We start from the raw sequence: 26495 nt of genomic DNA on the forward strand, positions 1-26495 counted from the left end.
TCGGGGACGGCCGCCATGAATTCAAAATATCAAAGGGATGAACGAGGCCGCCCATACTCAGTCTTTAGTCGCGCTTGCAGGAAATCACGAGCCTTTGCCCTGCTGCGTCATCGGATAGCGATATTTGTTGATTACTCTTCAAGCCCTTGCCCGGCTTTCTGTAGTGTGTCTTTCGCGTCCGTCCAGAGTTTATAGTCAGCCTCCGTAGGCCAAGGCCCATTGGGGCGGCGGGATTGCTCGATTTTGTGATTAAGTTGTTCCTCTTCCTTCTCAAACGCTTCATGGGCTTCGTCGAAAGCTTTCAGCTGTGCTGCCCTGACCTTCTGCACTGTCGTCGTGCTGCATTCCAGCAGACCGGCTACCTTGCGGACACTCTTGCCGTCAGCCAGTAGTTCACTGATACGGTCACGTAGTTTGGTATCCACTGGACGCCCCTTGTACGCACCATCAGCCTTGGCCCGTTGGATGCCCTCAGCCTGACGACGGCGGCGGTCCTCGTAGTCCTTCCGTGCGACTACCGCTAGGATATCGAGCAGCATTCCGTTTACAGCTGCGATCATGCCCTTAGTGAAATCGTCCATTCCCTCCGTGGGCTCCAAAACCGCGTGGCTGGTGCTCAGGTCGATGGAAACTACTGTCACCTTCTTGGTTGCGATCTTAGCCTTCAACAGCGCCCATTCGTCCTGGGCGAGCCTGGACAATCGATCTACCCCCTCAATCAGCAGCACGTCACCTTCGTGGCTGTCGTCCAGTAGGCGGAATAACTGCGGTCGTTCGAGTTTGGCACCACTGACGTTCTCGACGTAGAAGGCTGCGATCCTATGCCCACGCTCGCTAGCAAAGTCGATCAACGCCTGTTTTGCACGGGTTGCATCTTGTTCAGTTGTGGAGGCTCGCAGGTACGCACGGACAAACATGAACACACCTCATCGTGTTAGTTAGAGTGTGTTACATAATGGTGTGTCACGTAGGGTTTGTAAAGGCTATTTGTGACACGGAAAAAGAGTCGATTCTTCCCGCTTTTTGTACAAGCTCTTTGTAGTGCGTCAGGCATACCCGAAGTGACACATCGGCTGTGGGTTAAGGATGGGCTTCTGACTCGCAATGGAGTCCGGGGTGTACCTTGGCTCGGAGCACAAACCCGAAGCCTCGATATATGGTTTGTACTACGGTTCAAAGTACGAACGAGCTTGCTAGGCAACTGGTGCAGAGTTGGTCTTCATTGCCACCGAGAACATGGCAGCAGGCAGTAACCATACAAAGACTGAGGAATAGAAGCGAAAGCGCGATCTGCTTGATACCGATGCTTGTATTCCACGAAAACAGGGGCTTTAGCGAGTCTAGGGTGGTGTAGGGGAACCGAACGACACAAGGGGTGGGATAGATGTTGATTAGTTTTTGATATGCCGTATGCAGGTTGGCCTTAGTGAGGTCGCCATCCTTCACTTGCTGAGAACAAGGGCCTCGACATCGGCGATGAGTGCAGATGGCTGGCATTTCAACGCAGCGGCAAGCCTGAAGATGATGTTGATGGTCGGTTGATTGACGCCTCGTTCGATGAGACTTACGTAATTCCGCTGAACATCGGCCTCCAGCGCCAACTGCTCTTGGGTCAGCCCTGCAAGCTTTCGTCGCTCGCGAAGAACCCTGCCGAATACCAACCCTGCGTCCAAGCCATTACCCCCTGAGTGAGGGTGAACTGTCGTTCCCAGGGCTTACTATGTCTTCACAATATACTGTGAATATTTGGTTCTACATGGCACCATTCTCCATTGCGTTGTTGGCATTCGTGGTCAGCCTCAGGGTCAAGCCACAGCCATCACATGAGCTAGTTAAATTGACTACAGACCCCAAGGAGCTGCGTGATGAACGAACAGAAAGGTACAACCCGATATGCCGCCGATGGCGAAGGTGAAGCCTTATATGCCAACCCACTATTCTTGGGGAAATTGAGTGGGATGAACCGTACAAATCCCCACGCAACGTCAGTCATGCTTATCCTGATGTCGAAAATGGGTGGCAATGGGTCGGTGAGGGTTACTCAGGCGACCATAGCCAAGGAGTGCAACAGCACGCTACAGCAGGTCGAGAAGGCCATCATCGACCTAGCGGATGCCGGTTGGATTTACTCGGTGGATGCCAGTGCCGAACCCGGTGGTCCGCTGGTGTGCATTGTGAGCCCTGACTTGGCCAGAGTGGAAAAGCCTGACGAGCAGTTGTGACCAACTCCCGGCTCCACCCAAGCCCATGTCTGCACGCTAATGATCACATCTGGACACTAACGTGCGTGGGATGGGCTACCCCTAGCCCGCCTAGATGGGCTACTTAAAAGTATCCAGTCCCCGTTGGCACCTTACCTTTGGGTAACCCTGCACGCTTGCGATCAGTTCACTTAGGTTTTTATGCCGCTCGGCATGGTCAAGATCAAGATCAAGATCAAGATCAAGATCAAGATCAAGATCAAGATCAAGATCAAGATCAAGATCAAGATCAAGATCAAGATCAAGATCAAGATCAAGATCAAGGGCTTGGTGGTGGCTGTGACCCATCCATCCACTGAACAGCGTTGATAACTTGCCTCGTGGCACAGGTTAATGTGCTGTGACGGAACGTCACCAATTAGCTAGGATTGTTATCTTGCCTTGCGGCACGTATATATAGTAGTGGGGCAGGGTAAAAGCCCCACAAAGCTTTTGACTTTAACTGTGCAGATATAAATTGACTGAAAGTCGCGGACTCTCTGACCTCTAGCTTTGTACTCTCCAAGATTACTACCTGTGCCTCAGGGCACGATTAACAACTGTTCAAGCTCCAAGAGAGGATAGGGGGAGCCCCCTTCCCGCTTTTGCTCTGAACTGTGCAGATATAACTGGTGCCCATAGGCACGGGCTGATTCAGTGTGACTCCGTCATTGTTATTCTTGTAGTACTGCTCGATAGTGGCTAACGCCAAAAGTTGCTAAGTAAGGTTGAGAGCAAAGACAAAGCGGGGGAGGGCTGTCCGCCCCTCTCTCCCTTTATCCTATCGAGTTGTCATCCGTGCCTCGGGCACAAATTATTCTGCTGTGGCGTAGACTCCACTATATTATATAGGTGTGCTTCATTTCTAGGTGGGCGGACTCGGGGTGCTTGTCCATTATATCTTGCGTTATGCGTGTTCATTCATGCAGCTAGATGATTCCCTTACTATAAGAAAGCAGCGTCAACCCGTCATACCCGTCATGACATCGCCACAGCCCTTGCTGTGTGAGGCGTACAGCTATGACGGGTTATTTTACAACCCGACATGATCCCGTCATACCCGTCATTGCCTCCTTGTGCTTGAGTAGGCTCTTCGCAACTCGGTGGGCGGGGATGACTCCGATAGATCGCCTACCAAACCCTTGGGAGTGATCCACATCCTCCCATAGGTAGTTCGTTTCGCCTTGCACCCGAGTTCGGACAACTTCACAGCTACGGCACGGTTGCCCAAGACTTCCCCAGTCGCTGTGTGGTATTGGGCTTCGATGTCCAAGGCTTTCACAACCAGATGTTCTTCAATGTAATTAGCAACGAACTCGGCTAGCCTATCCTTGGGGCAGTAACCGATCATTTCCCGTTTGCTGGCGGTCATCGGTGGATCACCCCACGGATGGAACTCAGACAGATCCACCGTCTCTAGTAAGTCCCGCACAATCTGCATCCCGCCTTGCTCCAATAGCCAAGGTTTGAGAATAGTGTTGATGAACAACATGGTTTCTGTCTTCGACTCCTTGTGCGTGATGAAAGCAGGCACCCAGAAGCGGCGATCCTCCTGCTCCAGCGGCAATGGGAAATGGTCATTGCTCGTTATGATGAAGTTAATAAAGTTATCCACTGTGGTGTCGGGGATATGTTTGCGTCGCAGCGTAATCGTCTTGTTCCCCTGTATTGATTTCAGGGTGTTAACTGTCGACTCGGGGTTCTTGTAGACCTCGTCAATCACAATGAGTGTCTTGCCAACTAAGGCATCATTAAATTGACCGACGACGTCTCCTAGAGCCACTGTCCCTACGCTTGATTTTCCCAAGAGGCCCGGTAGAAGCGTTTCAGCTAGGAAACCCTTGCCCACACCATGTTCTGAACGCAGTAAGACTGTTGCGTTGATACGCTTGTCAGGTTGCCGGACGGTATGGGCCAGCCAATCCCGGAAGTAGTACCGCTCTTCGGGAATCGGAAAGAGGCGTTGTAGGAACTCAATGAAGGGCCTTGCATCGCTTGTAGATACTACCTTGCCACTCGCCCGGATATCCGGGCCGGTCCACATGTTCAAGAGCCTGTTGCCCCCGTACGCCATGATTCGACGGTATTCACCAGGACGGAAGGTTTCAGAGAAAACAATAGGCAACTTGTTGAGCAGGCTATCCCCTGTAATATCTTCAGTTCCACCAGCATCTCGGTAAGCCTGGACTATCATCATGGAGTTGCCTTGTGGGGCGACCCCCATGTTTAACAGATCGCGGAATCTTGGGCGGCTATCTGTAGACGGCACAATAACAAATCGATCCTGCACGGCACGAATTGCGGTAATGTTTTGGTTAATTAGTGGGCTTGCAGTAGTGGACATGTGTGTTTCTTTTAAATGTTCAAATGATTGTCTCTCCGCGAGTTGGAAAGTTCCCGTAAATCAGAATGACTGAACTCGATCGGCGGTACGTCGACTGGACTCTCTGCCTTTTTCCAAACAACACGAAACCCGTCTCTGGTCATCGACTTATTGGCTAGAGCAACAATATGATGTTCCGTGTTAAGGTGTTGCCGAGCTCAGCATTTGTCGCTGAAGGCTATCTTGTTAGCTTGTTGCAATGAGTAGACTGAACGAGCAGTGCAATATCACCAACCAACCTCTAAAAGTACTGACCGCTTTATAAACCCAAACGCCCTTTTTGCTCGATGAACTCATGAATCCAGATAATTCCTTTACCAGTGAACAGCGGGACGGGCTTGATATATCGCTCCCCTGTTCGACGATCTGTTCCAGTGATCCACTTTACTTTAAGTCGACCCGCATCCAAATGCTTTTGATATGGCAGGTTTCGCTTGTTTCCGGCGCCCATCAAGATTTTATGTTTATATAGGTAATTGATGAGCTTGATCTTTCCCGTATCTAAGGACTTGGCAATCACTCCTGTGTTGAATAGCTCGCTGGTATTAGCGATATCGTCGTAAAATTCTACCTTTTCTGAGAGGCTTGAACGTTCCTCCTCCAATGTTTTCACCAAATTAGTCAATGCCAACCTTTTAATTTCCAGCTCCACAGCTAGTTTCAAAGCTTCAGCAAGTGATGTAGGGGGTTTACGGGCTGGCCCCTCAATTTGAGATTCCAGCTCATTCCAGCGACCATCGACCTTGGCTCGTACTGAAATTCCATAGCCGCCAAGTAGGGTGAGTACTTCCTCTTTCGGCAAGTTGAAAGATAATTCATCATTCTCAACTTTGACAGTCGCCATGTAGTCGGAGGCGTCAAGCCCTTGATCATCTAGCATCTCGCAGATATCCATCATTACTTTATCGTGTGGGATTCCTGCTAACAATGAAAGCTCACGACTGCTCATGGTTAAGACCTTGGTCTGCTGTTCTTGCTCTGGGATTACCTGTTCCTTTAAAGAGGGTTTGCGGCTATTGATTACAATAGATTTGTTCATGAATTGTGTCGTTGCTTGTTTGTAGATGTTTGATTTGTACATGTTGTCTCTATTTTGTGCTTGATTTTTGAGCATGGATACCCCTTGGCTTTAACTATGAGCGTATATGGTGAGGTATGAAAGTGTACTGTTTACTGAATTCAATAAGGCCGTGAAAGCCTTCGTATAACGTTTTATTCTAGATCTATGGCATGGCTTGACCTGCTAGTAGTTAATGTTTTTTTCGGTGCGTATGTATTAGTTTGGCGGCAGCTGGTTGCTGTTGATGGCTTTTAAGGTATTGGTTTTTTCATGTGGCGTCATTTGAGTAGGTGAGAAATGGTGTGCTGGGGTTTACAGTGTCTGTATGTTGCTTTTGCTTTTGTGTAAAGCTGTAGCTTTACGTTTGGTATGGAAGCGGCTGTATGTGAAGTGCGTTGTTGCCTATTTGACTTCGTATTGCATTGCAGGGGCGTGCTATGGATAAGCTGCTCATTAAGCCTGTTTGATCGCTACCAGCTAATGTGGCGCCATCTTAAGGATTTATTTTGGCTGGTCAATAATATGACACACAAATAGCTAAAAATAAATTTAACCAATATGTACCTCGATTTTGCTAAAAGTCAATTTAAGCGATGTGTCTCACTTTGTTTGAGAAGTCAATTTGGTGAAGTTACACACTTTTGTCGGAAAGTTAATTGAAGTTGCATGTCTCGCTGTTTTTCAATTGTTCAGAATGGCTGAACATACAGGCACATCATTGAAATACATCTATGTGAGGCGGCTAGTTCTGTATAAGCCGCCTCGTCTTGCGGCTACCCGGTAGTCTTTGGCGTTGTACCTAAGTAGGTCGAAGTCAGTTCAGTTGAGTGATCTTGATGTAGCGTAGACCCTCGCCTTCAGCGGGCTGCGGCTGCCATAGATACTGTACATAACCGCCCCATCTTCGTGTCCGGCTATCCGCTTGGTCGGCGAGTCCTGCACTCCGGCGCCCCGCAAATCGTCGATGTGCATATGGCGGAAACGGTGGAACGCTTTCTTGGGGAGGACAGCTATACCCAGCTTTAACTTGTACCGATCAAGACACTTTGATTGGGGGGATGGTCTGCGTAACCCAGTCGATGTGCGGTAGATAAGCCGTCAATTTCCGCTTTCATTTATGCCCCCCTCCTGTTCCTCTGGAAGCAGACCAGCCGCTTTCGCAAGGCTAGGGAGCTTCTGTATCTCCGAGGCCATTCGTGACAGCGGGTTGGTGCCATAGCTGTCACCAATGTGCTCTGAAGCATGCCCGGTGATCCAGTCACTGACCTCTTTGGGTATGCCGTGTTCTCTAGCCAGTGTTTTGAAACTGTGTCGAAAGGCGTGCAGGGGATGGCGACCCGGTTGATACACGCCGCAGAGCTGAGTAATCGGACGCCATGATTTGGAGACGATTCCTGCAAAGCCATCGGAGACTTTGATTAGTTGTGGGAAAACCCTCGTTCCAGGCACGCGTCCTTGTACGAGCGATAACAAGCCCATGGCTATCAAGTCAGGATGGACAGGAATTTCCCTTCGACTGCTATCTGTTTTTACGGATTTGTCGGGGTGGTCGTCGATGATGCGAATGAACCATGAGTTTCCTTCGTGCTGGTGTATGTCTTCAACGTACAGCTGAGCCAGTTCTTCACGTCGGCCACCCGTATACGCGGCTATTAAGGGTATCCAGAACACTGCGTTGCCCGGACGACCTTCGGCAGTTCTAAGCCGCTGAAACTCGGCATGACTGAACAGTGTGACCAGTTCGTTCCAGCTGTATCCCCGGTTATCGTCCAAGCGGCGTTTCGGTTTACCTGATCCTAGACGCTTGTGAATTCGTGATGTACTGACGGGATTTGTTTCAATCAAGCCAGAGTCCACCGCAAACGTCAGCACTGATGACAGCCTTGCCAATAGTAGTCGCGTAGATGAGGTTGCTAGCGGCCTAACCTCCGGATCCGAAGGCTGGATCAGGTTGGTAGCGAACTTATGGATATCTGAAGGCAGGATCGCCGCAATGGGCATGTCGCTCATGTCAGTGATGTACCGATTGACAGCACGGCTGTAGTCGACAGCATGACGGCGAGAAACGTACTCCGACCTGCCCGACATGGAGATTGATTGGACGTAGCGAGCAAGCGCTTCTGAAAGCTTTATAGAGGCTTCTATACGTGCTGGCAGATAAGAGGCAGGCAGGGGCTTCGCTAGCATCTCCGGCTGATGGTGTTCGATACAGAGCCCTTGGCGGGCATCATTGAATAGTCGTTCGGAATTCGCATACGCAACGGCAAACGCAGCCTTCGCTTCATGGTGGTTTCGAGTGTTCAGCGAACGCCGAATCTCGGTCTTGCCGATGATGTTCCTTAGATCATCCGGCACCCTGCGTCGGAGGTAGTAGATGCCCGAGTCGGGGTGCCGGAATGGTTGTGCAATGAGTGCCATGTGTACCAGCCTTGTGTATCAGTTGGCTGGGAAAGGGCAGTTCAAACGTGATCAGCAAATGGGGTCTTTCTGTCAGTCATCACCGCCTCAGCGTTGCGTCACCAGATTCTCGGCCCCGCGCTCGCGTACCCAGAACAGGGTCGCCCCGGCCACTGCCGCCGGCATCATCAGGATGTTGACCACCGGGATCAGCAGCACCAGATAGACGATGCCGCCGAAACTCATGCTCTGCCAGCGCTTCTGCCGCAGCCAGGCGAGCATTTCGTTCCAGCCCAGCTTGTGGTTGTCCGCCGGGTAGTCGATGTACTGGATCGCCATCATCCACACGCCGAACAGCAGCCACAGCGGGGCGGCGACGATGTTCACCACCGGGATGAACGAGAGGATGAACAGGCCGATCGCCCGCGGCAGGAAGTAGCCCAGTTTGCGCATTTCCCGGGCGAGGGTGCGCGGGACCATTGCGATCAGTTCGCCCCAGCTGAAGGCTGGAAAGTCGTCGGTGCCGCGAACCACCACTTCGACTTTTTCCGCGAGGAAGCCGTTGAACGGCGCAGCGATCACGTTGGCGAGCATCGTGAAGGTGAAGAACACCATCAGCGCCACCAGCACCACGAACAGCGGCCAGAGGATGTAGCTGAGAAAACTCAACCAGTCGGGCAGCGACGGCATCAGGCTGTCGACCCACAGGCTGAACTGATGGCCGGCCAGGTAGATCAATCCGACGAACAGTACCAGGTTGATCGCCAGCGGCAGTAACACGAACAGACGCAGGCCGGGGCTGAGAACCAGTTTGAGGCCTTCGCGCAGGTATTGCGGGCCGGACAGAACAGGGGCGGGCATAAGGTGCTCCGAGCAAGGGAAAACGCGCCGACCTTACCGGCTTTGCATCACGTGCGAAAGCGCGGTAGAGCGATCGACATTCACTGTAACAAAGACGTCGATCTGGTCGGAGTCTGCGTATAGAGACCACCTATGAGCTGGATTGTTAATCCGTATTTCCTTAATCTTGCCCCCCTCGATACGCTGCACCCAACTTTTTACAGGACTGTCGAGCTCATGCCTTCCCCAAGGTTATCCACAGTCCTTTTTTATTCCCGCCGGCAGTCCGGCGTTCCGCGCCAGTGTTTCGGCCCGGTCAACAGGAGCAGGTCATGTCTGAAGTCCGTCATTCGCGAGTGATTATTCTCGGTTCCGGCCCTGCCGGTTACAGTGCTGCGGTCTATGCCGCCCGTGCCAACCTCAAGCCACTGCTGATCACCGGCATGCAGGCTGGCGGTCAATTGACCACCACCACCGAAGTCGACAACTGGCCGGGCGACGTGCACGGTCTGACCGGTCCGGCGCTGATGGAGCGGATGCGCGAGCACGCCGAGCGTTTTGAAACCGAGATCGTTTTCGATCACATCAATGCCGTGGACTTCGCCGCCAAGCCGTACACCCTGACCGGTGACAGTGCGACCTATACCTGTGACGCCCTGATCATCGCCACCGGTGCCAGCGCTCGCTACCTGGGCCTGCCGTCGGAAGAAGCGTTCATGGGCAAAGGCGTTTCCGCCTGCGCGACCTGCGACGGTTTCTTCTACCGCAACAAGCCAGTGGCTGTGGTCGGTGGCGGCAACACCGCTGTTGAAGAGGCGCTGTACCTGGCCAACATCGCCAGCACCGTGACCCTGATCCACCGTCGCGAAACCTTCCGCGCCGAGAAGATCCTGATCGACAAGCTCAACGCCCGCGTGGCCGAAGGCAAGATCATCCTCAAGTTGAACGCCAACCTCGACGAAGTGCTGGGCGACAACATGGGCGTGACCGGTGCGCGTCTGAAGAACAACGACGGCAGCTTCGACGAGATCAAAGTCGACGGCGTGTTCATCGCCATCGGCCACACCCCGAACACTTCGCTGTTCGAAGGCCAGTTGACCCTGAAGGACGGTTACCTGGTTGTGCAGGGCGGCCGTGACGGCAACGCCACTGCCACCAGCGTCGAAGGTATCTTCGCTGCAGGCGACGTAGCTGATCACGTTTACCGTCAGGCCATTACCTCGGCCGGCGCCGGCTGCATGGCGGCACTGGACACCGAGCGTTATCTGGACGGTCTGCAGAACGTTTCGTTCTAAATCGCAGACACAAAAAAACCGGCCCTCTGGCCGGTTTTTTTATGCCTGCATTTTCCGCTGCATCGCCTCACCCCTGTGGGAACGGGCTTGCTCGCGAAAGCAGTGTGTCAGACAAAGAAAAGTCGCCTGACCTGACGCCTTCGCGAGCAAGCCCGCTCCCACAGGGGATGGCGTTGTCTATGAGAATCAGCGGCGGGTCAGCGGCTGTGCTTCGAACTTCACACCCGCCAGACCGTGCTTGATCAGCGCGCGGATATTGCCGTGGTCGCTGCCTTCAGGCGTCGCCACCACCGAGCGATAATGCTCGCCGAATGCCAGCAGCGCTTCTTCATCGCTCAAGCCTTCCAGCAGTGCCAGACCCAGGGTCTTGCACGAACCTTCGTTCTGCCCGGCAGCGTTCTCCACGCCACCGTTGTTGAACGCTTGCGGCTGGTAGTCATAACCGGCGGCGATGAAGGCCAGGGTGTCGGCAAAAACGTGGTCGCCGCTCTTGAGGCTGGCGCGCAGGGTGTTCAGATCACTCATTGGGTTTTCCTTTGGCGAACGCCGCCTGTTGTTCGGCGCTGGCTTCTTGCTGGTATTGGGCTTTCCATTCGGCATAAGGCATGCCGTAAACCACTTCACGGGCATCGTCGAGGCTGACCTCGATCTGCTGTTCATCGGCGGCAGCCTTGTACCACTTGGACAGGCAGTTGCGGCAGAACCCGGCAAGGTTCATCAGGTCGATGTTCTGCACGTCCTTGCGGCTGTCCAGGTGGGCGACCAGTCGGCGGAAGGCGGCGGCTTCGAGTTCGAGGCGTTGTTGCTCGGTCATGGGAGTCTCTGCGAGACAGCTTCAAGCGACGAGCTTCAAGCTGCAAGATGGGTGGCGTTGATACGAAGTTTACAGCTTGCCGCTTGAAGCTTGAAGCTAGCGGCTCGCTGCAAGCGTGATTGACACCGACTCGGCAAATCGCAGTGCATGCGGCTTGTCGACTTCGACTTCGGCGTACAGCACGGCGGTATTGCTCATCACCAGATCCAGCAGTTCCTGGGTCAGGCGTTCGAGCAGCGCAAAACGGTTGCCCTCGACATGGGCGATGATCGCCTTGGTGATGGTGCGGTAGTTCAGCGCGTGATCGATGTCGTTGTCGCGCACCGCTTCCTGCGCGGCGTACTGGATGGTCAGGTTGATCAGCACATCCTGCTTGTTGAGGATCTCGTCCTCGTTGATCCCGATAAAGGTGCGCAGGCGCAGATCCTTGACCCGGATGCGCGCCATTCCCGGTTGAAGTTGTGACATTTACTTGCTCCGTCCAATCAATTGCAGGAACTCCTGACGGGTGTTGCTCGAGTCGCGAAAGGCGCCGAGCATGACCGAGGTGTTCATGGTCGAATTCTGTTTCTCGACACCGCGCATCATCATGCACATGTGCCGGGCCTCGATGACCACCGCGACGCCGGCGGCATCGGTGACCTGTTGCACCGCATCGGCAATCTGCCGGGTGAGGTTCTCCTGAATCTGCAGGCGCCGGGCGAACATGTCCACCAGTCGCGCGATCTTCGACAGCCCCAGCACCTTGCCTGTCGGAATATAAGCCACATGGGCCTTGCCGATGAAGGGCAGCAGGTGATGTTCGCACAACGAGTACAGCTCGATGTCGGCGACGATGATCATCTCGTCGCTGTCGGAGGCAAACAGCGCGCCATTGACGATCTGATCGACACTCTGCTCGTAGCCGTGACACAGGTATTGCATGGCCTTGGCCGCGCGCACCGGGGTGTCGAGCAAGCCTTCGCGGTCGGGGTCTTCGCCGAGGCCGATGAGGATCTCGCGGTAATTCTCGGGCAGGGAACGGCTCATGGGTGATCCTCGCGCAGCAGCTTATTTGACGTGCCGTCCGCCGTTGACGGTCAGGGTCGTGCCGGTGACATAGGGGTTGTCGAGCAGATAGCGCAGGCTCTGGTAGATCACTTCGCTGCCGGGCTCGATGCCCAGCGCGGATTTGGCCAGCGCCTTGGCACGGTACGCCGCGTCGTCGTCGGGATTGAACAATAGCAGGGCCGGCGCGATGCCGTTGACCTTGATTGCCGGCGCATAGCGCGCGGCGAAGGACAGGGTCAGGCTGTCGAGCCCGGCCTTGCTGGCACAATAACCGATGTGTTTGCTGCTGCCCTTGCGCGTGACGTCGTCGCTGATGTGGATGATGTCGGCCGGGGTCGAGCGCTTGAGCAGGTCGGCGCAGTGCAGGTTGATCAGGTATGGCGCGAGCATGTGCACGTTGAGCATGCGCGAGAAGGCCTCGGCTTCATTGCCCGGAGTTTCCGCCAGCCATTCGGAGGCGTTGTGGACGATGGCGCGCAGGCGGTCGGTATGGGTTTTCAGTTCATCGATGAAGGCAAGGATGGCGGCTTCGCTGGAGAAGTCCGCGAAAATCCCGATCGCGCCCAGATCCCGCAGGGTTTGCACGCCGGGACGTTCGCTGCGGTAAGTGAAGATGACCCGATGGCCGTCTTCAAGCAAACGCTGCGCGCAGTGCAGACCGACACGCTGGCCGGCACCGGTGATGAGGATCGGGGCGGAGGATATGGACATGAACGGCTCGCGTCGCGGTTGGAGCAAAAACTATAACAGCGACGCGGGTTGCCCACCTATCGCAAGACCGGTGTTGTGCTTTTGTGGGAGCCGGGCTTGCTCGCGAAAGCGCTGTGACAGGCGCGGATGCATCAACTGACACGACGCTTTCGCGAGCAAGCCCGCTCACACATGGGCTCTCAACGGTTTTGAGACACCGGTTCAACAGGCAGTCGAGGTGCTGGAACATTGTTCAGCCAACCCGCCAGCAACCGCGTCGACAACGGAATAAAGAAATACACCATCAACGGCGTCAGGCACGCCGTGCTGATCAATACCCGCGGCAGCAGGCTCATCTCGCCGAGCAGCGGCCCGAGGACAAAGTTGAACAGCAGCGACACCGGGAAGAACGCCAGCCAGATCGCCACGGCCTGTTTCCAGCGTGGAGGCCGTTGACCGGCAGCGCCGAACCAGCCTTCGATGCCGCTGACCCGATGCTCCTTGGGATGCTCGAACAGATCGCTGCCCCGCGCCAGCCACGCCGTACGCGAGACCGAGTGCTCCCAGGCGTGCAGGGTCTGCTCGTCGACGAAGCGGAAAATGATCTGGAATTCGTTGTCACCGGGTGGCGGAGCGAGCACGCCGGAACCCAGGTAACCGGGAAAGTCAGTGGCCAGTTGTTCGCCTTCGCGCAGCCAGGCAATCAGGTCCTGATAGCGGCCATCGGCGACGCGACGCGCCACCATTAGCGTGACGGGGGAAGTAGACATTGTGTATCTCCATATTTCGAGTGCGGCGCTCCGGGTAGGAGGTTTCGCATTGCGCAAGCCGGGGTAGGGGCCTGCGCTTTTCAACAAGCAAGGATTATTCCCGATTTTGATGACAGTTTCAGAGACTTTCGTCTCTGTTTATTGGGTTGAACCGACAGAGGGCATCGGATGTAGAATGGGATCCAAATCCAACGAGCGGACAAACCTGCACCATGGCTGTTATCAAGGACGCTAACCCTGCCTCGCAGGCCTCTGTCGCGCTTGAGCGCGAAGAGTTGTTCCCTATTCGGGAGGTGTCGCGGCTGACCGGCGTCAACCCGGTAACGTTGCGTGCATGGGAGCGCCGCTACGGTTTGATTCAGCCGACGCGCACCGAAAGCGGGCACCGGTTGTATTCGATGACCGAAATCGAGCGTGTACGCAGCATCGTCGACTGGATCGATCGCGGCGTAGCCGTGAGCAAGGTCGGCAAGATTCTCGCCAAGACCGAGCCGCTGAAAGTGCTGGCTCATATCATTCCTGATGATCTGGTGCAGGCTGATTACGCGCAGTGGCAGCAACAGGTGCAGGCCGCGATCAGCGCGTTCGATGACCGTGCTCTGGATCAGGTCTACAACCAGATTTTCTCTTCATACGCGTTGCCGGTGGTGTTCCAGGACATCCTCATGCCGTTGTGGCTGCAGATGCTGCAACGCCAGGATGCTTTCGGGCAGACCAGCGAGTGGCTGTTTTTCGACGGGTTCCTGCGGGCGCGGGTGCTGCAGCGCATCGTCGCGCTGCGCGGCACCCAGCCGCGCAAAGTGATTGTCAGCGCGCTCGCCGGCCAGTGTCGTGAACTCGAGCTACTGGTTGCCGCGTTGTTTCTCAGCGGCAATGATGCGGGCGTGCGGGTGCTGACCACCGGTCAGCCATTCGATGAACTGGCGCTGGTGTGCGAGCGGATCAAGCCGCAGGCGCTGGTGCTGTTTTCCAATCACGCCCCCACCGCCGATTTGCCGCGCCGTCTGAATCGTCTGGCCTTGAGTCTTGACTGTCAGGTGATGCTCGCCGGCGACGCTGCCGATCTGGCACAGGACAGTCTGGCTGGATCGTCGATCGGTTGTCTGGGCAATGAAGGGGCGACGATGCGTCAGCGCATGACGCAATTTCTCGCGGGTACGCTGGATACCTGAATATCAGGTGTGCAGAGCGGGGTGGGTCAGACGGTGTTGTTGCAGGATGAACTGGCGCAGGCGTTCGGTTTCTTCGGCATCGGTCTGGCTCAGCTCGTAGGCGTAAAAACCGTGCTCGGTTTCGCGCTCGAAATTGCCGCGCAGGGAGATCCGCTCATAACCTGAAGGGCTGAACCACAGGGCGAAATGCTTGGGCGGTTTGGTCTTGTTGCGCATTTCCAGCAGCACGCCTTTGTGCGACACCTCGTGCACCCACATCATGCCTGGCTGCCCTTTGGCGTTTTCCAGCGCGACCGGCTCTTCGAGGGTCAGGCGCCATGGGCGAATCATCGGCCCGTCTTCGTAAATGCTCGGCACGCCCAGACGCAGGTGCAACGCGTGGAATTCGTCTTCCACCAGATGCAGCGGGAATGTCATTTGCTGATTTTCGAAGTTGGCCTGGATGGTCACTTGCTCGTGAGCCGCCAGGCGCGTGAGCAGGTCACGGATCTGCGAGCCACCATTGACCAGCAGGCTCGACGTCGCATCCCGCACATTGAGCTGCGGGTTGTGCTGCATGGTCTGGATGAAATCCAGCTCATCCTGGGTCAGGAGGGCGTCGCGTTGCATGGTCTGGCTCGAAAGATATAGTTACAAAGTCATTGGTGATTGTAGTTAATGACACTTAGTTCGCAGATTTGTTTGCGCCGTTCGTCGCTTTCAACGCTTTCAGCTCTGCTTGCAGTGCTGCAACCTCGGCCTCCAGCTGAATTACGCGTTGCTGCGCCTTGACCTGAACCGTGACGTCTTTCTGCACGCCAACGAAATAGGTTTGGCCGTCATCGGCGTTTTTTACCGTCGATAGCGACAGTTCATTCCAGAAAGGCGTGCCGTCCTTGCGATAGTTGCGCAATGTTTCGCGACACGCGCCACCGTTGCGCAGCACTTCGCGAATCCTTTCCAGGCTTGCCTGATCACGGTCACCGGATTGCAGAAAGCGGCAGTCCTGATAAAGAATTTCTTCGCTGCTGTAACCGGTCAGACGTTCGAAGGCCGGGTTCACATAGATCAGGATGTTGTCCTGCTCGCCTTCCTTCTCAGCGACGACGATTCCGTCGTTCGACGCGTTGATCACCATTTGCAGCAGACTGGCATTGATCATCTGTGAATCCTTTCAGCATTGTCGATGGCTCGCATTCTAGAAGATCAGCCGGCGCTGTCTATAGGCCATCAGTGCCCATTGAGAGCTGGTCGCAACTTCTCTGTCTGGACTGCTACTATCGCCGCTCTTTTTTTCAGCTTCAGGATCAGATTGATGAAAGTCGCCATCCTCTCCGGCTCGGTTTACGGCACGGCCGAAGAAGTCGCCCGTCACGCGCAGAACCTGCTGAAAGACGCCGGTTTTGAAACCTTCCACAACTCGCGCGCCAGCCTGGCGGACATTCAGGCGTTCGGTCCTGAAGCGTTCCTCGCGGTGACCTCGACCACCGGCATGGGCGAACTGCCGGATAACCTGCAGCCGTTGTATTCGATGATTCGCGATCAGTTGCCAGCCGCGTGGCGCGGTTTGCCGGGTGCGGTGATCGGCTTGGGTGATGCCAGTTACGGCGATACGTTCTGCGGCGGTGGCGAGCTGATGCGTGAGTTGTTCGCCGAGCTGGGCGTGCGTGAAGTGCAGGAGATGCTGCGTCTGGACGCCAGCGAAAGTGTGACCCCGGAAACCGACGCCGAGCCATGGCTGGCGCAACTGATCGCCACCCTCAAGGGCTGATCGCGCGTTCGCGCAGCAAGGCCAGCCAGGCCTGGGCGGCTTTCGACAGATAGGCACCCCGGCGCCAGATGAACGCGATGTCCCAGCGCAGATACTCTGGCGCGCGCAAGGTCAGGCGCACCACGCCCGGACGCTCCAGTGCCCGGGCCACCACGCTGGGCAGCAACACCACGCCTTGCCCGGCGGCTACCAGCGCCACAAGAAAATCCGCTTGCCCACTGCGCCCGCCTTCTTTCGGGGTAAAGCCCAATTGCTGGCAGGCCTGCAGTAAACGGTCATTGAGCACGAAGCTGCGCTGATACAACAGGAACGGCGTGTCGGCCAGCTCCTCCAGGCCAATCTCCCCACGTGCTGCCAATGAGTGATCCACCGGCAGCAACGCATCGAGTTTTTCATCGCAGAACGGCTGAAAATCGAACTGTGGATCTTTCGACAACAGGCTGCCACCCAACTCCAGTTCGCCGCTGAGCACCGCCTGCTCGACATTACGGCTGCCACCCTCAAGCAATTGAATACTGATGTTCGGATAGCGCCGGCGATATTCGGCGAACAACCCGGCGAACAGCGCATCACTGCCGAGCAGCGGCAGACCGAGGCGCAATTCGCCGCGTGCCAGTTGGCTCAGATCATCCAGTTCGCTGAGCAACTCGTTGCGCAAACGCAGCATGCCCTCGGCGCGTTGCAGCACCACGCTGCCCGCGTCAGTCAGGCGCAGTTGCGAGCCCAGTCGTTCGAGCAACGGCGTGCCGAGGCTCTGCTCCAGTTGCGCGACTTGTTTGCTCACCGCCGACTGACTGATGTGCAGGGTTTTCGCTGCCTGGGTGAATCCGCCCTGATGCATGACTTCGACAAAACTGCGCAGCTGTTTGAATTCCATGATTCGATTCCGTTTTGGAATAGTGTCGAGTCTAACAATTCGCTTCTGGGATGGCAGGCCGCTTCGTAAAATAAGCCCCTGTAAGGAGCCCATCATGAACACCGCATTCCTCAAGTATCTTTCCCGTCTCGGTGTCGAACTGGCCGTGTTGCTCGGTCTCTACCTGCTTGGCTGCCAGATTGCCGCGTGGCTGGCCTGGCCGATTCCCGGCGGCGTGATCGGCATGGCCCTGTTGCTGCTGGCATTCGCGTTTGGCTGGGTCAAACCGGCGGCGCTGCAACTGGGGGCCGGATTGTTGATGGCCGAGATGCTGCTGTTCTTTATTCCGGCGCTGATGAGTCTGCTCGACTACGGCGCGCTGTTGCGTGATGACGGCTGGCGGATTTTGCTGGTGATCGGCGCCAGCACCCTGATGGTGATGCTGGTGACAGCCTTCACCGTGGAGCTGGCCGTGCGCCTGAGGCGGTCCCATGAAGCTTGAGCTGATGCCGATGTTCTGGCTCGCCTTCACCCTGTTGGCGTACCTGTTCAGTCGCTGGATTTACCGGCGCACCGGGCGTTACTTGCTGTCGCCGCTGATTCTGGTGCCGGCGCTGCTGCTGGCGCTCGCGGTGCCGCTGCACACCGCCTATGCCGAATACGCCAGCAACACGCACTGGCTGATGCTGGTGCTCGGGCCGGTGACGGTGGCCTTCGCCGTGCCGATCTGGCAGCAGCGGCGTCTGTTGGTGCGGCACTGGTCGGCGCTGCTGCTGGGCATGCTCGCCGGCAGCGCGGCGTCGATCGCTACGTCGTTCGGCCTGGCCAGGGCGCTGGCGCTGGATAGCTCGGTGACGATGTCGCTGGTGCCGCGTTCGATCACCACGCCGTTCGCCATGCCACTGGCGCAGGATCTCGGTGGCGTGCCGGAACTGACTGCCGTGTTCGTGATGTTCACTGGTGTGTTCGGCGCGATGCTCGGCGGCGTATTGCTCAAGTGGTTACCGTTGCGCAGTGCCCTGGCGCGCGGTGCTTTGTTCGGGGTTGGCGCGCACGGTGCAGGCGTCAGTCGGGCGCATGAAGTCGGCGGTGAGGAAGGCTCGGTGGCGGGGTTGGTGATGGTGCTGACCGGGCTGCTCAATCTGTTCGCCGCACCTTTGTTGGCGTCGTGGCTTTGACATGGATCCAAGGAGTTTGCCTGGCTGACCCGCTCAGTCATCAAGCTGGCTGGCAATGCAACTACGCGATCCTCTGCGCCTGACTAGACTGCTCGTACGTGCAGAACAATAAGAACGCAGAGGTGCATACAGTGAGCGTAGCCCCCGTCCAATTGTCCCTTGATGTCAAAGACCAGGTCAGTGCTGCGGAGTGGCAGACCCGGGTCGATCTCGCCGCCTGTTATCGACTGGTGGCGTTGCATGGCTGGGACGACCTGATCTTCACCCATATTTCCGCCAAGGTGCCGGGCACCGAAGACTTCCTGATCAACCCGTTCGGGTTGATGTTCCATGAGATCACGGCATCCAGCCTGGTGAAAGTCGATCAGGCCGGCAACAAGCTCATGGACAGCCCCTACGACATCAATCCCGCCGGTTACACCATCCATAGCGCCGTGCACGAAGTGCGGCACGATGTGGTTTGCGTGCTGCATACCCACACCGCATCCGGCGTAGCGGTGTCGGCGCAAAAGCAGGGCGTGTTGCCGATCAGCCAGCAGTCGCTGTTTGTGTTGTCGAGCCTGGCCTATCACGGCTACGAAGGCGTGGCGCTGAATCACGAAGAGAAGGCGCGCTTGCAGGCCGACCTGGGCGACAATAATTTCCTGATGCTGCACAACCACGGGTTGCTGACCTGCGGCGGCACCATCGCTGACACCTTTCTGATGATGTTCACCTTCCAGCGCGCCTGCGACATTCAGGTCATGGCGCAAACCGGCGGTGCTGAACTGATTGCCATCGAACCGCAGATCCTGGCGGGCGCCAAGGCGATGATCGCCGGCGTCACCAAAAGTGCTCAAGGCATGGGCGGCGCGCTGGCCTGGCCGGCGTTGCTGCGCAAACTCGATAAACAAGACCCCGGATATAAACTCTGATGCCTCTTGCCGAGATTCCTCTGTGTGTCTGGCGTAAACGCAGCCGGACGTTTGTCTTTCGTGGGCAGTCGATCCGCTACTGGACGGCGGGGCAGGGTGAGCCGCTGCTGTTGATCCACGGTTTCCCGACAGCCAGTTGGGACTGGCACTACCTGTGGCAGCCACTGGCCCAGCGTTATCGGGTGATCGCTTGTGACATGCTCGGTTTCGGTGACTCGGCCAAACCGCTGAATCACCGCTACAGCCTGCTGGAGCAGGCCGACCTGCAACAGGCGCTGCTGGCCCATCTTCAGATCGAGCAAGCGGTGCATGTGCTGGCCCACGATTACGGCGACAGCGTTGCCCAGGAACTGCTCGCCCGGCATTACGAACAGCGCATCGAGGTCGCCAGTTGTGTCTTTCTCAATGGCGGACTGTTCCCCGAAACCCATCGCCCGGTGCTGATGCAAAAGCTGCTGCTCAGCCCGCTGGGCTGGATGATCGGCCGGGCGTTCACCCGTGATGCACTGGTGAAAAGTTTCCGGCAGATCTTTGGCCCGCAGACCGGTCCCAGCGAAAGTGAACTGGACGATTTCTGGAGCCTGATCGAGACCCATCGCGGCCCGCGTATCCTGCACAAACTGATCGGCTACATCCCCGAGCGCCGTGTGCAGCGCAACCGTTGGCTAGCGGCCATGCAGCGCAGTGAAGTGCCGTTGCGGGTGATCGATGGTGAAGTCGACCCGGTCTCCGGTGCGCACATGGTTCAGCGTTATCGCGAGCTGATTGCCGATGCCGACACCGTGATGTTGCCGGGCATCGGCCACTATCCGCAGATCGAAGCGCCGGTGCAGGTGCTCAAGCATTACCTGGCGTTTCGTGAACGTCTGGAGTTGCCGCCGCGCAAGGTGGCGTGTTCCTGAGAGATCAAAAGATCGCAGCCTGCGGCAGCTCCTGCACAAATTAATGTAGGAGCTGCCGCAGGCTGCGATCTTTTGATCTTTTGATCTTTTGATCTTTTGACGTCCTCATCATCCCCCACCCTTATCGCGCACCATTCAGCCTCAGCCGTATTCGTTGTGACCCAAAGCCGCGTGCCTGACACTCGGGATTACTGTCCCTCAGGCCTGCTGGAGTTCCTGCGATGAATGAGTCCGTACGTTTCGAAGATAAAGTCGTGATCGTCACCGGCGCCGGTGGTGGTCTGGGGCGGGCGCATGCTCTGCTGTTCGCCCGGCACGGCGCCAGAGTGCTGGTCAACGACCTCGGCGGCTCGACCCAGGGCGAAGGTGCCAACGCCTCCGCCGCCGATCGTGTGGTGGCGGAAATTCGTGAAGCGGGCGGCATCGCCGAGGCTAACCATGACTCGGTCACCGACGGCGACAAACTGGTACAGAACGCCCTCGACGCCTTTGGCCGTGTCGACGTGGTGGTGAACAACGCCGGGATTCTGCGCGACAAGACCTTTCACAAGATGGACGACGCCGACTGGGATCTGGTCTATCGCGTTCACGTCGAGGGCGCCTACAAAGTGACCCGCGCCGCGTGGCCGCACTTGCGTGAGCAAAACTACGGCCGGGTGATCTTCACGGCATCGACCTCGGGCATCTACGGCAACTTCGGTCAGTCCAACTACGGCATGGCCAAACTCGGTCTTTACGGCTTGACCCGTACCCTGGCCATCGAAGGTCGCAAGAACAATATTCTGGTCAATGCCATCGCGCCTACCGGCGGCACGCGCATGACCGAAGGCCTGATCCCGCCGCAGGTGTTCGAACAGCTGAAACCGGAACTGGTCAGCCCACTGGTGGTGTACCTGGCCAGTGAACAGTGCCAGGAAACGTCCGGCCTGTTTGAAGTCGGCGGCGGCTGGATGGGCAAGGTGCGCTGGGAACGCAGCCTCGGCGCCGGCTTCGATCCGCGCAGCGGTTTCTCCCCGGAAGATGTCGCGGCGCACTGGCAGCAGATCTGCGATTTCGAAGGCGCGGCGCATCCCAAGGACAACATTGAAGCGCTAAAGGAAATGATGGCGAATTTGCAGAAGTATTCGGTGTGATGTCTGGCATGCCCGGCAAGCGATCGTGACTCCGGTATAAATCCCGCCCATAAAAAAGGCCGCTGCAAACGCAGCGGCCAAGGTAAGACGTTGGATCAAGGAGCTACAAATCAACGTCAGTGAACACCGGGGCGATCAATCGATGCATCGACTCATCTGAAATCGGTCAGCGATGGCGCGAGTTGCTCAGCAGCCAAGGCTTGGCGCTTTGCGGCGGGTGCCGTGAAAGCCCGCTCAGAATAAGCACTTGAGCCCAATGGAAAAATAGCGATTCCGGACATGCACTGTTACGGGGCGTGCAACAGTCTTGATTGCGCCACGTGAACCCTGCACGGACTGCGAAAAGTGTTCGCGTCCGAAATGTATCGCTTCGCTGTCTATTCTGGATGGCTGAGTTAGTTACTTTTTATGAAGTTTTTGTGCGGATTATTTGTCTGTGAATTTGTCATTGTTTCACAGGTGTTTTTTTGTTTTGGTTAATACCTTGTAATCTATATTTGTTGAAATGAACTGGCGCTTCTTGTTTGTTAAAAATAAAACTATCTTTCGCTATCGCAGTGATGCGGGGTTCCGTTCACTGAAATTGAAAGATAGGACTTGAATATGGATAAGTTATACAAAAGCTTGATGCGAGGTTCTGAAGGTGCGGAAGTAACCTGGAGGGCTGAGTGGGTAAAGGCTGCCGCCGCGCAGGATGATTTGTTCGCTATTGTTGAGGCGATCCCGACAGTTCGGCAGATTGCTCGGCAGGCATTGCAGCAAGAATTGCAGCAGCGGCAGAAGAATATCGATATCGATAATGTTTATATAAATATCACCGATCAATCAAATGAGATTGAACGTCGTCCTTCGGGGAAGCTGTCTGAGGTATTGCTTCATTGTCTTGACAATGATGTGGTGCCGAACTATCTGGGCGGCGGCGGGGACGGTGTCTTTCAATTGCCCGACACCTTTAGCGAACAGATGAGAGTCAGGGATTTCAGTATTGTCGAGGCTGAAGAGGTAATTACTTATACGCTGCGAAACATGGAGAGCAGCCTGCGTTCGGAGATAGGCAAATATTGGGCGGCACCCGTAAAGGTCGCAACAACTGAAAACACCGGACTGACAAATAAACAGGCCTTGCAGCAGGCTTATAACGTTTTGCTGACAGCGGAGCTTTCTTTAAAAACCATGGCGGGATTTCTGGATCACGGCATGGCAACGCGCTTTTGCTACTTGTTGAATCTGGAAAACGGCGCCGGCGCTTATAACGTTGTGGTGAGTCCTGAATCCGACTATCGCACTTCGCTTGTTCCGGGGTTTGTCCTCGATAATGCGATGCGGGCGGATCCGGAAATGAAACTGATCGATGAAGCCACCGGCTATGTCATTCACACGCCTGGCAACGGCTTCGAATACTTCGCCAGGAATATCGACTTGCACGCAACGTTGCTGACACGTGTATCAGCATCCGCTAGCAAAATTGCTTTCCCCAAAGCCACGCAAAGTGTGTCTGCCTATTGTGTCGACGCTTACTTGAAGGGACAACTCGATACGCTTGCAAGTCTGATGCGCGATCGCAAGGGCCAGACTCAAGCGTTCAGCCGGGTATTGCAGGAAAATCAGGTAATGTCGGTGATGCGTGCTGACATCGGTCGTCGATTCGATCAAGTGCAGGCAGAACTCAAGCGGACCGAATGGCCACTCTGGCTGAACAACGGTGGTAACGCTCTTCAGCAGCGTTACGTCGAGCTTGAGCACTCGATGGAGAAATATCACTCTGACTACCAAGTGGTTTTCGACAGGTATTTCTCTTTTAAAGATTATGTCTTGCGTTGTTTTTCCGAGTGGGCGATGAGCGCGTTGGGTGAGCAGCTGGATGCCGAGACGATACAGGTGCGCAGCGTCCACAAGATGCAGCTGGGCGGCCGCACCCTCGAGCAGATCGATAGCCGGACCCTGACGGAATTCATCATCTTCGGTCTGCATGACGAGGGATATAAAGCCGAAATCAGCATCACCGGGCTGCCGTCTGGCAGCAGACTGTCTGCTGCAGCGCTTGAGGGATGGTTGAGCAACATCAACTTGCGCTCGCAGTTCGTATCCAGTCTTCCAACTGATCCATCGGCGGAGTTTGCACAGGCGTATCGGGACCACTTACGCAGCAATATGGAGTTCGCGCTTTTCGTTGCGCGCCATTCGGGCGTTTTCAGTGAAACCGAAGCGAAGGTCATTGAAAGGGTGTTGGCAGGTGACTCGTCGGTGTCTATCCGCGGATTGAAACTGAGCCTGCAGACTCCGGGGCCCGCCTTGAAAGGTGCGATGGTTTTTCAGGCACCGGAGACTCGGAACTATCTTGTTTATCTGATAACACCTGCAGGCAAACCTGTTTTCATGACGTTTGCGGATGTATTCGCTCTGAACAAATGGTTTGAATCGGCCATGACCGCTGATCGTCAATACGCGGCGTCATTGATTCATCCGGACTATTTGCACGATGCCGGATCGTTGCGCGGTGTCAGCCGTCACTCCACCCATTATCTGTACAAGCTGGATACTCAATACTCGGACCTTTTCCCCAATGGCACAGCGCCGTTGCTCAATGACGTCAATCTCGCTTTTCAATCTGAGCTGGCGTTACACAAGACCATTGCGCCTGCGCCTTACCGCTACCTCGGAATTGAGCCGCGCAAACGTTACGCTCGATTGAATACCGAACTGAAAGCGCTCTCCACTGTAGAGGCAAGGGATAATGCGTTCCCTTCTTTCGAACGCTTTACCCATGATGCGGTAAAGCAGAACCTTGAAAGTCTGATGCGTTCGCGAGGACAGAGTGTCGAGATCAATCCGGATCAGATTATTGTCCAGACTGACGATTTTCAGAAAAGCGTAACGGATCTGCTCATCGAAGGGCTGTCGTTTGAAGCAGCGAATCCGGCGTATCCGAGCAAGTATGACCCGAGATATTTTTTGACGGACGGCCATCCGTCGATCGATCAACTGGATATTCGCGATCTGTCCTCGTTATCGAAAACATTCCGTCCTGGCGACAGGTATACGGAAATGCTCAATACCGACTATCTGGACGGGAAGCATCCTGACTACGCATTCAAGCGCGCCGTTCACGCAAAAAAAGTTCGCTGTCAGATGCATTACGATCTGCTCTCCAACTACATTGATGGCAGGTTTGGCTCTAAAATCTTTGTAGCGCTACAACGGGTTGTCGGCAGTTTGAAAGAGGATGGCTATCACTACCCGATCAATGATTCGTCCGCAGAAGGTGATGAAGGTCTTTACGAATTCAATATCGGGAAAATAGGCTTGACCAAGGCGGGGGATCGTACGGTTGCGGGTGTCTATATCCTTCGGATGAACATTCTCGGCCAGTTCCACGACTGGTTATATACGCCCGATGCGCCGGATGGCGTTGCTTATCGACCCATCAACGAGTTCATTCCATCCATTCGTTTCCGCTATGGACCGATGCGCGATTACTACTTTGACCGGGTTGCGATCGTCGATCAAAAAGTAATCAATGACTATTTTGACGATCTTGTGGCAACCGCGGATACCCGACCTCCGGTCAAGACGCAAGAACGCGCCAAGTTGAACAACCTCTTCACGTTCCATGACCGGAGAGTGCGTCGCGCATTGAGCGATATCGACGAGCGAACCACCAGTTTGAAGGAGGTTATCGCGGGACTGTTTTACGATGGCCTGATCAAGGTGGCGAATGTCATCAGTCTCGCCGTGCCGCCTATTGGCTCCGTGGTCGTCGCGGTGCAGATGATGAAAAGTGTTTACGACGGAGCCCAGGCACAACGGCGAGGTGACTATTCGGCGGCTCTGGGATTCGGCGCGGACGCGTTGATCGGACTATTTACGCTCGGCCAGGCGGCCACAGCCGGTGCGAGCGCAGAGGTGATCAAGCAGGTGACCAACGTTCAACGATCGTTTCTCGGTCTGGTCGATGACGCGCGGTCGGCGGCGCAATTCGTTGCTGAGGCGGCGGGTCATAAAGCGGCAGATCAACAGTTGATCGATTTCTTCACTGAGTTGATGAAGGATCGGGTAACCGGTATCAGCCAGACCATCGTGCGCTGATCCCCAGGCTGGCGCCTGGAGATCGCCTGACTCAATCGGCTTGCTCATACCCCATTCGCCAGCTCACGGCCCGCGACGCCGCCAGTAACCGCTGCGCCGCCGGGCCGTCTTCATCAGCGTGGAACAGCGAAGTCGGGCCGACGATGGTCAGCACCGCGGCGATCTGCCCGACTGCGTTGAACACCGGGGCTGACAACGCGTCCACCCCAGGCATCAACAACCCGTGCACATGATGCAGACCGCGCTCGCGGATCTGCTCGCACAAACCGTTGTAGGCATTTTGATCGGCCAGTGGGTGACCGGCGACGGCGATTTCCTGCTCGCGCAACTCATCGGTTTCCCGATGCGGCAGATAGGCGCTGAACACCAGCCCGGTGGACGAGCTGAGCAACGGCAACACCGAGCCCAATTGGGTCACCACCGTCACCGCGCGCACCGCCGGTTCGATGTGCACCACGGTTGCGCCCTGATTGCCCCACACCGCCAGAAAACAGGTTTCGTTCAGTTCATCGCGCAACTCGGACAGGGGCAGGGCGGCGACTTTCAGCACGTCCATACTGTTCAGGGCCGCCAGGCCCACACGCAGCGCTTCACGGCCGAGGCCGTAATGGTTGGTGGCGGCGTTCTGCTCGGCAAAACCACTGGCGATCAGAGCCTGAAGATAACGGTGTACCTTGCTCGCCGGCATCTGCACATGCTCGGCCAGACGCGACAGTGAGGTGGAGGGCGATAACTCGGCCAACGCCTTGAGGATGTCGGTGCCGACCTCGGCGGAGCGGACTTTCTGTTTGCCGTTGCTGTCGCTGGTTTTTTCCATGGTGCGGCCGGGATCCGAAAACGAATGGGCGTCTTTATAGCTTGACGCTGGATAGCGAGCAAATTACGTTATGCGTAATCGAATTACGATAATAACAACCCCGGCGTGCGCAAACCTCTGAGCCAGAGCGATGGGCCACTGCCGACTC

Annotated in this window: 26 protein-coding genes and 1 pseudogene; 11 read left to right on the plus strand and 16 right to left on the minus strand. The window is 56.0% G+C overall.

Annotated features, from left to right (window positions below; genetic code table 11):
• Nucleotides 1–314: 314 nt before the first annotated feature.
• Nucleotides 315–917: pseudogene (locus CKW11_RS23055) on the minus strand (recombinase family protein); the annotation flags it as partial.
• A gap of 525 nt (nt 918–1442) precedes the next feature.
• Nucleotides 1443–1673, minus strand: a complete 231-nt coding sequence (locus CKW11_RS23060) for a helix-turn-helix domain-containing protein (RefSeq protein ID WP_095139521.1) — start codon at nt 1671–1673, stop codon at nt 1443–1445.
• A 192-nt stretch (nt 1674–1865) separates the two neighbouring features.
• Here CKW11_RS23060 and CKW11_RS23065 point away from each other — a divergent pair, with 192 nt between their 5' ends.
• Both CKW11_RS23065 and CKW11_RS23070 read left to right on the plus strand, forming a co-directional pair.
• Complete coding sequence (locus CKW11_RS23065; protein WP_095139522.1) at nt 1866–2222, plus strand: helix-turn-helix domain-containing protein; 357 nt, start codon at nt 1866–1868, stop codon at nt 2220–2222.
• Between the two features lie 192 nt (nt 2223–2414).
• Nucleotides 2415–2570: a hypothetical protein gene (locus CKW11_RS23070; protein ID WP_159974171.1), complete on the plus strand. Its 156-nt coding sequence runs from the start codon at nt 2415–2417 to the stop codon at nt 2568–2570.
• Nucleotides 2571–3303: 733 nt separating this feature from the next.
• Here the strand turns inward: CKW11_RS23070 and CKW11_RS23075 are convergent.
• From CKW11_RS23075 to cysZ, 4 genes are all read right to left on the minus strand, one after another.
• Nucleotides 3304–4584, minus strand: coding sequence for a primase-helicase family protein (locus CKW11_RS23075; RefSeq protein WP_143500083.1), 1281 nt, complete (start codon nt 4582–4584; stop codon nt 3304–3306).
• A gap of 298 nt (nt 4585–4882) precedes the next feature.
• Nucleotides 4883–5737, minus strand: coding sequence for a phage antirepressor KilAC domain-containing protein (locus tag CKW11_RS23080; RefSeq protein WP_095139524.1), 855 nt, complete (start codon nt 5735–5737; stop codon nt 4883–4885).
• Between the two features lie 1044 nt (nt 5738–6781).
• Nucleotides 6782–8101, minus strand: a complete 1320-nt coding sequence (locus tag CKW11_RS23090) for a site-specific integrase (RefSeq protein ID WP_095139525.1) — start codon at nt 8099–8101, stop codon at nt 6782–6784.
• 87 nt (nt 8102–8188) lie between these two features.
• Complete coding sequence (gene cysZ / locus CKW11_RS23095) at nt 8189–8941, minus strand: sulfate transporter CysZ (protein WP_095139526.1); 753 nt, start codon at nt 8939–8941, stop codon at nt 8189–8191.
• A gap of 311 nt (nt 8942–9252) precedes the next feature.
• Between cysZ and trxB the strand changes: the two genes are divergently transcribed.
• Complete coding sequence (gene trxB / locus CKW11_RS23105; protein WP_095139527.1) at nt 9253–10215, plus strand: thioredoxin-disulfide reductase; 963 nt, start codon at nt 9253–9255, stop codon at nt 10213–10215.
• 186 nt (nt 10216–10401) lie between these two features.
• Here trxB and CKW11_RS23110 read toward each other — a convergent pair whose 3' ends face one another.
• The 6 genes from CKW11_RS23110 to CKW11_RS23135 form a co-directional block, all read right to left on the minus strand.
• Nucleotides 10402–10740: a HopJ type III effector protein gene (locus CKW11_RS23110; protein WP_095139528.1), complete on the minus strand. Its 339-nt coding sequence runs from the start codon at nt 10738–10740 to the stop codon at nt 10402–10404.
• Nucleotides 10733–11029, minus strand: a complete 297-nt coding sequence (locus CKW11_RS23115) for a DUF1244 domain-containing protein (protein WP_003221730.1) — start codon at nt 11027–11029, stop codon at nt 10733–10735. The genes CKW11_RS23110 and CKW11_RS23115 overlap by 8 nt, the downstream gene beginning before the upstream one ends.
• A gap of 96 nt (nt 11030–11125) precedes the next feature.
• The gene (folX, locus tag CKW11_RS23120; RefSeq protein WP_041073935.1) at nt 11126–11497 is read right to left on the minus strand and encodes a dihydroneopterin triphosphate 2'-epimerase; all 372 of its coding nucleotides are present in this window, start codon (nt 11495–11497) and stop codon (nt 11126–11128) included.
• Nucleotides 11498–12058, minus strand: coding sequence for a GTP cyclohydrolase I FolE (folE, locus tag CKW11_RS23125; protein ID WP_095139529.1), 561 nt, complete (start codon nt 12056–12058; stop codon nt 11498–11500).
• Between the two features lie 21 nt (nt 12059–12079).
• Nucleotides 12080–12790 (minus strand): dihydromonapterin reductase, encoded by a 711-nt coding sequence (gene folM, locus CKW11_RS23130; protein WP_095139530.1) that lies wholly within the window; start codon nt 12788–12790, stop codon nt 12080–12082.
• Between the two features lie 179 nt (nt 12791–12969).
• A complete protein-coding gene (locus CKW11_RS23135) occupies nt 12970–13539 on the minus strand; it encodes an antibiotic biosynthesis monooxygenase (RefSeq protein WP_095139531.1) in 570 nt (189 codons plus the stop codon).
• A 212-nt stretch (nt 13540–13751) separates the two neighbouring features.
• On the opposite strand from CKW11_RS23135, the gene CKW11_RS23140 reads away from it, so the two are divergent.
• Nucleotides 13752–14711 (plus strand): MerR family transcriptional regulator, encoded by a 960-nt coding sequence (locus CKW11_RS23140; protein ID WP_095139532.1) that lies wholly within the window; start codon nt 13752–13754, stop codon nt 14709–14711.
• A gap of 3 nt (nt 14712–14714) precedes the next feature.
• Here CKW11_RS23140 and CKW11_RS23145 read toward each other — a convergent pair whose 3' ends face one another.
• On the minus strand, nt 14715–15320 hold the full coding sequence (locus CKW11_RS23145; protein ID WP_095139533.1) for a hypothetical protein: 606 nt from the start codon (nt 15318–15320) through the stop codon (nt 14715–14717).
• Between the two features lie 55 nt (nt 15321–15375).
• Entirely contained in the window at nt 15376–15852 is a 477-nt protein-coding gene (locus CKW11_RS23150; protein ID WP_095139534.1) for a PAS domain-containing protein, read from the minus strand.
• Nucleotides 15853–16005: 153 nt separating this feature from the next.
• Here CKW11_RS23150 and CKW11_RS23155 point away from each other — a divergent pair, with 153 nt between their 5' ends.
• Complete coding sequence (locus CKW11_RS23155; RefSeq protein WP_095139535.1) at nt 16006–16461, plus strand: flavodoxin; 456 nt, start codon at nt 16006–16008, stop codon at nt 16459–16461.
• Here the strand turns inward: CKW11_RS23155 and CKW11_RS23160 are convergent.
• Complete coding sequence (locus CKW11_RS23160) at nt 16451–17338, minus strand: LysR family transcriptional regulator (protein WP_095139536.1); 888 nt, start codon at nt 17336–17338, stop codon at nt 16451–16453. The two genes, CKW11_RS23155 and CKW11_RS23160, sit on opposite strands and share 11 nt — an antisense overlap.
• A 94-nt stretch (nt 17339–17432) precedes the next feature.
• Here CKW11_RS23160 and CKW11_RS23165 point away from each other — a divergent pair, with 94 nt between their 5' ends.
• The 6 genes from CKW11_RS23165 to CKW11_RS23190 all read left to right on the plus strand — a co-directional run bounded on the left by CKW11_RS23165 (nt 17433) and on the right by CKW11_RS23190 (nt 25530).
• Nucleotides 17433–17819 (plus strand): CidA/LrgA family protein, encoded by a 387-nt coding sequence (locus CKW11_RS23165; RefSeq protein ID WP_095139537.1) that lies wholly within the window; start codon nt 17433–17435, stop codon nt 17817–17819.
• Nucleotides 17809–18495 (plus strand): LrgB family protein, encoded by a 687-nt coding sequence (locus tag CKW11_RS23170; RefSeq protein ID WP_095139538.1) that lies wholly within the window; start codon nt 17809–17811, stop codon nt 18493–18495. The genes CKW11_RS23165 and CKW11_RS23170 overlap by 11 nt, the downstream gene beginning before the upstream one ends.
• Before the next feature lie 131 nt (nt 18496–18626).
• On the plus strand, nt 18627–19409 hold the full coding sequence (locus CKW11_RS23175; protein ID WP_095139539.1) for a class II aldolase/adducin family protein: 783 nt from the start codon (nt 18627–18629) through the stop codon (nt 19407–19409).
• Nucleotides 19409–20311, plus strand: a complete 903-nt coding sequence (locus CKW11_RS23180; protein WP_095139540.1) for an alpha/beta fold hydrolase — start codon at nt 19409–19411, stop codon at nt 20309–20311. Before CKW11_RS23175 ends, CKW11_RS23180 begins: the two co-directional genes overlap by 1 nt.
• A gap of 221 nt (nt 20312–20532) precedes the next feature.
• The gene (locus tag CKW11_RS23185; RefSeq protein WP_095139541.1) at nt 20533–21444 is read left to right on the plus strand and encodes an SDR family oxidoreductase; all 912 of its coding nucleotides are present in this window, start codon (nt 20533–20535) and stop codon (nt 21442–21444) included.
• Between the two features lie 603 nt (nt 21445–22047).
• Nucleotides 22048–25530: a dermonecrotic toxin domain-containing protein gene (locus tag CKW11_RS23190; protein ID WP_095139542.1), complete on the plus strand. Its 3483-nt coding sequence runs from the start codon at nt 22048–22050 to the stop codon at nt 25528–25530.
• A 31-nt stretch (nt 25531–25561) separates the two neighbouring features.
• Here the strand turns inward: CKW11_RS23190 and CKW11_RS23195 are convergent, their stop codons facing one another.
• The gene (locus CKW11_RS23195; RefSeq protein WP_095139543.1) at nt 25562–26347 is read right to left on the minus strand and encodes an IclR family transcriptional regulator; all 786 of its coding nucleotides are present in this window, start codon (nt 26345–26347) and stop codon (nt 25562–25564) included.
• Nucleotides 26348–26495 lie beyond the last annotated feature (148 nt).

It is taken from the genome of Pseudomonas sp. Irchel s3a10 (genome assembly GCF_900187525.1).
GTDB lineage: Bacteria > Pseudomonadota > Gammaproteobacteria > Pseudomonadales > Pseudomonadaceae > Aquipseudomonas > Aquipseudomonas koreensis_G.